General features: G+C 65.7%; 1 pseudogene. It reads left to right on the top strand.

From position 1 onward, the window contains the following. A pseudogene (locus ACEN88_RS34765) lies at window positions 1-318 on the top strand (hypothetical protein); the annotation flags it as partial. Window positions 319-347: the final 29 nt, after the last annotated feature.

Genomic DNA, 347 nt, shown 5'->3' with positions numbered 1-347 from the left:
CTGCTGGCGCGCGGCGACGACTGGTTCGATTCCGGCACCGTCCCGCACGGCGCGCGCTGGACGCTCGACCTGCCGCCGCCGGGTGCGGTGAAAACCTATTGCCACGAGGTGCTCGACCGCATCCTCGACCGCCTCGCGCACGAGGCCGACGACGACCTCGCGCTGTATCCGTATCGTCTGGCACTGGCGCATGAGGACATGCACGGCGAAGCCTTCCTGTACTCCCTGCAGACGCTGCAGTCGCGCGGCGCGCCTGCGCCGGCGGGTGCGCTGGCGCCTGTGTATTATACACATCAGACGCTGCCGAAGAATAGATAGGTGTTTAAGTCGGTGGTAGCCGTATCATT

It is taken from the genome of Massilia sp. CT11-108 (assembly GCF_047302915.1).
Classification (GTDB): Bacteria; Pseudomonadota; Gammaproteobacteria; order Burkholderiales; family Burkholderiaceae_D; genus Telluria; species Telluria orientalis.
This window is presented reverse-complemented; position numbering and strand designations above follow the sequence as displayed.